Source organism: Paraburkholderia lacunae, assembly GCF_003353175.1.
In the GTDB taxonomy this organism is placed as follows: Bacteria; Pseudomonadota; Gammaproteobacteria; order Burkholderiales; family Burkholderiaceae; genus Paraburkholderia; species Paraburkholderia lacunae.
This window is the reverse complement of record NZ_QHKS01000068.1, coordinates 1-6,651: the sequence shown is the minus strand read 5'-3', so window position 1 is coordinate 6,651 and position 6,651 is coordinate 1. Positions and strand designations below refer to the sequence as shown.

Below are 6,651 nucleotides of genomic sequence, written 5' to 3'. Positions count from 1 at the left end.
AAGGGACGAGGCAGCAAACTGCACTGCCATCGTCCCACCCGAGGGGACACACGCCATGAACGGTGTCGAAGACGCCGCCGCCAGCCGACCACCTGCTACCGCGTCAGCGGTTTCGTTCAACTGGGGTTATCTGGGCTGCGCCTCCCACGCCTCCCCCGCACCGTACCGGCTGCGACGGCCGTCGAGGCCTCAGCGCCGCGGCGGCCGCAGGCATAGGTCCACAGAGCCATGTCCGGCTCCCTGGGCGACCACCATGGCGCAGCATGCGCGTAGCGCGTGGCTCAGGGAGTGAAACCGGACATTTCGAATGAGCCAGAACCGGACATTATCAAAAAGCTCTGACATACACCAATGATGTTGATCATTTCTTTTAGAAAGCCCGCGAGCGGTGGGGAAGCCGGGTTTTTCGCGCCGTGCGCGTAGCAGAGATTTCGAAGCGGCTGATAGAGCACGTGGATTCGTCACGATCAGCATGCACGAGCTTGAGAGGGTCAAGGATCATTGAGGCGGTTGTCGAACACCGGCTGAAGCTTTTTCAGGCAGCCGAGCGTCTGCAGCTGTGCGAGCGCCAGGTCAACCGGCTGGTGCATCGCTATCAGGCCAGTGGACCTGCCGGGCTGGCGTCGGCCCGGCGTGGCCAGCCCGGCAACCGCGAACTGCCGGCTGATCTGCGGGCACGTGCCAGGGCGCTGGTGCGTGAGCGCTATACGGGTTTCGGGCCGACGCTGGCGTGCGAGAATCTCGCCGAATGTCATGGCGTGGTGCTGGCGAAGGAAACCGTGCGGCGCTGGATGCAGGAAGCTGGACTATGGATTCCACGCAAACAGCGGCCGCCGAAGCTTCACGAGCCGAGAAACCGTCGTGCATGTCTGGGCGAGCTGGTGCAGATCGACGGCAGCGACCATCGCTGGTTCGAGGGCCGTGCGCCGACGTGCACGCCGCTCGTGTTCATCGACGATGCAACAGGCCGGCTGATGGCGCTGCACTTCACGGCGATCCGAGTGGACTATTCCCTCGAAGCCCTCGCCTGGATTTCGATCGATCAGGCTTGTCGATTGCTATAGAACACGCTTCACGGCAATACTCCACGCAAAAAGAGAACCCGGCTTGCGCCGGGCAAAAGTCCGCGCTCTCGCGCGCGAATGAACGAAACTCTTTGCCTATTGGCAGACGACATCTAGCCCGCTGGAGAACGCTCCTTCTGCTCTCTGCCATCGCGCCGGCGGACAAAGCAGGACGGCAACATCGACTCGAGCGAATCGCTGCGATCCACAAAGTAGTGCTTCAACGCCATCAATACGTGTCCGCAAACCAAAATAGCGATGGCATACGCGAGGTAGATGTGCACCTGTTTGAAGATGGGTGCAAGCGCAGGCGTCTTATCCATCAATGGCGGCAAGAAGAACAGGCCGGCCACCGGAATCCTGTATCCCGCCGCCGAACTCCAGAGCCATCCCGACAATGGTAGTGCAAGCATGCACAAGTAGAGAAGCAAGTGCCCAACACGCGCTGCGGCGCGCTCCAGCGATGGCACTCCGCATGACGCCGCGGGCGCGCCGTGCGTGAGCCGCCATGGAATCCGCGCCGCCAGCAGGAACAGCGTGATCGTCGCGATCGACTTGTGCAGCATGATGCTGTCAGTTTGAATCTTCTGCGGAAGGCTCAGCGTGCTGGAGTAGTACCCCGCAATCCATGCGCAGATGATCGCCAGCGCCATCGTCCAGTGGAGGGTCTTCGCGATGGACGTGTATTGTCTCCTTTCCATTTCAACTCCTTTATGGTTCGTCCAGCCGAGTCGATCAATTCGAAGATGCGGGCACTGCCGGCGCTGTCTTCTGAGGCGCGGACTTGCGCTCGGCGTTCAACAGGTTCTCGGGATACTGGTCAGGCGCTGCCTGCGGCCCATAGCCGTTGCGCTGAAGGTTCTGCAATTCCGCATTCCTCACCTGACGCGCCTGTTTTCTCTCGGCCTTGCATTGCGCCTTGAGCGCCTGCTTCTGTGCCTTGCTGTCGGCCTTGCTCGCCGAAGCCGGCGTCATGTCGGGCTGCGACTGTACGGGGGCGCCCGCCGCCACTCCCTGTGCTTGCACCGCAAGCGGCATGGCCGATATGAGCAACGCTGCGCCCCATTGTCGTGAACATTTATGCACGATGATCTCCTCTTTGAAATCCATGTTGTTGGTTTCTGCAAACTACGAAGTTTCAGGTTAAGAAGTACTTAAACCTCGATACACGTCAACCGCTGCGAGCCGAGACCATCAATGCCCGCTTCCAGAACATCGCCGGGGCGCAAGTAGCGTCCATAGTGGGTGCCGAGGCCGGCTGGTGTACCGGTGCAAATCAGGTCGCCGGGCTCGAGCCTCGTGAAGTTCGAAAGATAGGCAATCTGCTCGCTAATGCTGAAGATCATGTCGCTGGCTACTCCGTCCTGCATCATGGATCCGTTCAGACGAAGCCATAACCTGATCTGTTGCGCATCGGCGATATTCCATGCGGGAACCATCCACGGTCCGGCAGGAAGCCAGCCCGGCCGCGATTTCGATTGCAGCCAGTCCGTGCCCAACGCGGGTGCGTCCTGACGAAATACCCGCTCGCGCAACGTGATGTCATTGACGACGCAATAGCCGGCAATGCACTCGAGCGCATCTTCGGCGCGGACACCTACCGCGCTTTGACCTATGACGACACCAATCTCCACTTCCCAGTCGAGCGTCTTGAGATCGCGCGAAACAGGCAGCAAATCATTCGGTCCTGAAACGCAGGCAGGACCTTTTAGACAGATGTATGGCGCGCCATCGCGGCGCCGCGTTTCAACGGAGTTCAGCAAGGCAGTGCGGCGTCCGGCGGCGCCGGGACCATCCGGTCCATCGTCCGCATCGAGAGCGGCTTGCAGGAGTTGGCTGCGGTAATTGCCGATCGTGCAATAGACCTGGCGTGGTGCGACTGGAGCATGCATGCGAAAGCTCGAAAGCGGCATGCCATGCTTTGCGATTGCGTCAGCAGTCGCGGGATCGTCGGAGATCTGCTTTAGCAAAGCCGCGTTGGCGTCCCACTCATGCAAGAAGGTCCCGACGCAGTCCACCCCGCGCAAGCCCACAGGCGCCCAATAGGCCAGCGCAAGCGCATGCGTTTCAGTCGACAACGCTGGAAACGGCGTGCAATGAGCGAATGAAACGTTGACAAGTACTGGGAGCATGGCAGTAGTCGTATTGGTGGTTGCGAGCATCGGTGTGTCTCTCGAACGCGAGCTCATGCGTCGCCGTTACGCGCGATGACACTGCCGATGCCGTCCGCGGCCGGCTGCGCCCGTGCCGCTCCGTCACGGCGCTTGCGCGGCGCGGTTTCGATGAGGAAGAACGCGACCACTGCTCCCGTTGCCAGGCTGTAAAGCGCAAAATCGAGCGTGCGTGCGAGGCCGAAGTGCTGGGCGATGAAACCTGCGATGACCGGCGCAACCCCGCCGCCAAACGTCTCGCCCACGCCCGACACGAAACCGATCGTCGACGCAATGAGTCCGACGGGAGCGGCCTCCGTCGCGATCGGACCACTGAGCAGGCTCAACAGACCCATCGAGAACATCGCGACACCGAACAGCAGAATAAACAACATCGTCGGATTGGGACCCGTGCACGAAAACAAGTACAAAAGAGCAGCCGCGCAGACAAACCCGATCAAGGCAGTCGGGCGGCGCCCGATGAAGTCCGAGAGACCGGCAAGCGCAAAACACCCGATAAAGCCGCCGAATCCCACTGCCGACGCGACGAATCCCATGCTTCGCATGTCGAGATGAACAACGGAAACGAGATACGTCGGCACCATCGCGCCAATCACGAATATCCCGCTCATTGCGCAAAGAATGGCGAGGGTCGCGACGGAGACGTTGCGGCTTGCAAAGAGCTCAGTCCAGCGCGGCCGATCGACTGGTTCCCGCGACGTGTGGAGCGTGGGCGTATCGCGATCACGCACGCAGCGCCAGATCAGCGCTGCAACGATGAAGCCGGGCACGGCCGACAGCGTGAACACCCAATGCCAGTTTGGAACGATCTCAAGCAATTGTGTGGCGACGATTGGCGCGAAGCCGAGACCCATCAAAGGGATCATGCTGATCTGTATGCCCTGATTCAGTCCGCGGCGCGCCGGCAGCGAAGCCTCGCTATTCGCGGCGATGCTGGCCGGCGTGAATGCGCCCTCGGCGACGCCCATTGCGGCGCGCAAAAGCAGCAGGCTGAGAAAGCCTGTCGCCAATCCGGAAAGACTCGACAACACCGAGAAGGCGATCATCGTCGTCACAAGAATCTTCTTGCGGCCGATGCGGTCTGCAAGCGGCCCCATGGCGATCGACCAAAGACCCCACGCGACGCCCAGTATTCCCACGAGGCTGCCCAGTTGCGAATAGTTCAGCCCCAGGTCGTGCATGATGTGCGGAAACAGCGGAGCGAGCAGCCAGCGGTCGAAGCCGACCAGTCCAAACCCAATGCCGAGCAGCGTAAGTGTCCCGCGTTCATAGCGAACGTCATGCCGAGGGGCGTTCATCGTGGTGTCTCCTTTGTATTGCGTTTATTAAGTCGTCGGTCCTGTCGATGCAGGCCGCGATACTGAAGCGAAATTCGATGCTGCGTGTTGTTAGCGGTTTGAGAACGTCAGCGTGGCGCGCCGGGTCGGCGGCGGAAAGACGCTCCACCGACCGTCGCCGTGCTGGAAGAAAAATATCGTCACGCGGTTCTCCGATTGCGACGACACGACCTGGACACATCTATTTCGTCCCAGCTTCGCGGGCCTGACGCGGCTCACCTCCAATGACGAAATGGCTGTTCGCCCAAACCACTTTTCGACATGGAACCGCAAGGATCCCTCTTCAAACATCGCTTCCGCCTCCTCTCCCCGCCTAGCCCGCCAATGGCGAATGGACTTCGACGCTGGGCGCCGCGATTACCGGCGCGCCCGGCTCTCCTGATGCGCTAACGTTAGCACAATAATAATGGGCGTTTTTCCGGTCGTCAAATAAATCTGGCTATGCAAACGAGCTCACGTTAGCATCTACAGCCGATAACTTCAGAGGGAAAAGGCACCGATCACTGGAGCGCGGCTCGGCCGATACGGCCTACGCCGTTGTGCTATCGTTATAAAAGTCCTGTTCACGGATAACACTCAATGGTCACCATCAAAGACATCGCCGCTCGCCTGCAAGTCTCTCCGTCGACGGTAGGACGGGCGCTTGCCGACGACCCGCGCATCAGCGCAGCCACCAAACAGAAGGTGACTCAGGTCGCGGATGAAATGGGTTACGTGGCCAATCTCGCGGCACGCATGATGCGAGGCGTTTCGAGCAACCTCGTGGGCCTCGTCCTGCCGGACATCAGGAACGGCTTCTACGCGACCATCGCCCATGCTCTGTCGAAATGCCTGCAATCAGCCGGCTATCAACTGGCCCTGTCGGAAACCGACGATGACCGGATGGTCGAGTTGCAAAGCGTTCGTGAACTGGCGAGCGCGAATGTCGCGGGGATCATCATCGTACCGACCGCGAAACCTCATCGGGAAACGGTCCGGTTGCTCAAGTTGTCGCCGCACGTGCAACTGCTGCGCAAGCATGCGGCGATCGGAGATCAGTGGTTCGGCATTGACGATACGCTGGCCATCTTCGAGGCGACCAGTCACCTCGTGCAGCTCGGTCATCGCCGAATCGGCTATATCGGCGGCACCGACGATCTGCCTACGGGTTCCGCGCGCCTGAAGGGTTATCACAAGGCACTGGCCGGCGTTGCATCAGGCGAACCCGCCCTTGTGCAACTGGGTGCGCCGAGCGAGGTCGATTTCGGCGCTAACGCAACCCGCCGGCTGCTGTCATTGCCCAAGCCTCCCACGGCGATCGTCGCGGGTTCGGTCCAGATGACCCAGGGCATCCTGGAAGAACTGCTGGCTCAGGGAGTGCGGGCTCCGGACGACCTGTCGGTCGTTGGATTCGGCGACGAACTCGGCTTCCGGTGGTGGGGACCGGGATTGACCACCGTGGGACTTCCCGTTCACGATCTTGCCACCGCCTGCGGGCTGTGGTTCGTCCATCACGTCCGGCAGAATTCGGCCACTGCTTCGCCGTACACGTCGATCTCGCCGGCGACACTCATCGTGCGAGGCAGCACACGCAAACCGGGCCCGCCGACGAAGACATCGGTGCGCGCTTCGCTGCGCGGGGCCACGGCTTGACATCACGGTTGCGCCTAACGTTGGTTTTCGGAAATCCGCTCGACAAGCTCGGGCACTGATGTGAACAGATCGCCCACGAGGCCATAATCCNGGCCACCCGAGACGATGATCTTCGCCGACGTCAGCTCCGGACGGTCCAGCTTCGTCACTTCACGGCTCACGAACTGCGAGATGCCGGTGTCTGCTGCCGCTTCGATCTTCTCGACCGTTGCGCTGCCGCCTTCTGCCGCCACTGCGTCGAAACCGGTGGTGCGGACCGTGATGACCTTGATCGGATCGCTAGATTGCACCGTAGCGATCGCGTTGCCTGCGTAGATCGGGCGTTCGAACGTGTCGGCACTGTCCACTGCCGTGATGTCGCTGATCTGGGCGACGTCGAGCTTCGCGGCGATACGCGGCGCGATGTTCTTGCCGTAGGCGGTCGCCGGCGCGAGGATGTGCGTGTAG

At 61.0% G+C, this 6,651-nt stretch carries 5 protein-coding genes and 2 pseudogenes; 2 read left to right on the top strand and 5 right to left on the bottom strand.

What is annotated here, in order from left to right; genetic code table 11:
• Positions 1 to 472: 472 nt before the first annotated feature.
• A pseudogene (locus tag DLM46_RS38540) lies at positions 473 to 1,013 on the top strand (helix-turn-helix domain-containing protein); the annotation flags it as partial.
• 164 nt (positions 1,014 to 1,177) lie between these two features.
• Here the strand turns inward: DLM46_RS38540 and DLM46_RS38535 are convergent.
• The 4 genes from DLM46_RS38535 to DLM46_RS38520 all read right to left on the bottom strand — a co-directional run bounded on the left by DLM46_RS38535 (position 1,178) and on the right by DLM46_RS38520 (position 4,533).
• Positions 1,178 to 1,765 (bottom strand): cytochrome b, encoded by a 588-nt coding sequence (locus DLM46_RS38535; protein ID WP_115110249.1) that lies wholly within the window; start codon positions 1,763 to 1,765, stop codon positions 1,178 to 1,180.
• 34 nt (positions 1,766 to 1,799) lie between these two features.
• Positions 1,800 to 2,150, bottom strand: a complete 351-nt coding sequence (locus DLM46_RS38530) for a hypothetical protein (RefSeq protein ID WP_115110252.1) — start codon at positions 2,148 to 2,150, stop codon at positions 1,800 to 1,802.
• Between the two features lie 68 nt (positions 2,151 to 2,218).
• Positions 2,219 to 3,196: a fumarylacetoacetate hydrolase family protein gene (locus DLM46_RS38525; protein WP_244306540.1), complete on the bottom strand. Its 978-nt coding sequence runs from the start codon at positions 3,194 to 3,196 to the stop codon at positions 2,219 to 2,221.
• Positions 3,197 to 3,249: 53 nt separating this feature from the next.
• Positions 3,250 to 4,533 carry an MFS transporter gene (locus tag DLM46_RS38520; RefSeq protein ID WP_115110242.1) on the bottom strand — a complete coding sequence of 428 codons (1,284 nt, stop codon included), beginning with the start codon at positions 4,531 to 4,533 and terminating at the stop codon, positions 3,250 to 3,252.
• A 618-nt stretch (positions 4,534 to 5,151) separates the two neighbouring features.
• On the opposite strand from DLM46_RS38520, the gene DLM46_RS38515 reads away from it, so the two are divergent.
• A complete protein-coding gene (locus DLM46_RS38515; protein WP_115110239.1) occupies positions 5,152 to 6,204 on the top strand; it encodes a LacI family DNA-binding transcriptional regulator in 1,053 nt (350 codons plus the stop codon).
• Between the two features lie 47 nt (positions 6,205 to 6,251).
• Here DLM46_RS38515 and DLM46_RS38510 read toward each other — a convergent pair.
• A pseudogene (locus DLM46_RS38510) lies at positions 6,252 to 6,651 on the bottom strand (electron transfer flavoprotein subunit alpha/FixB family protein); the annotation flags it as partial.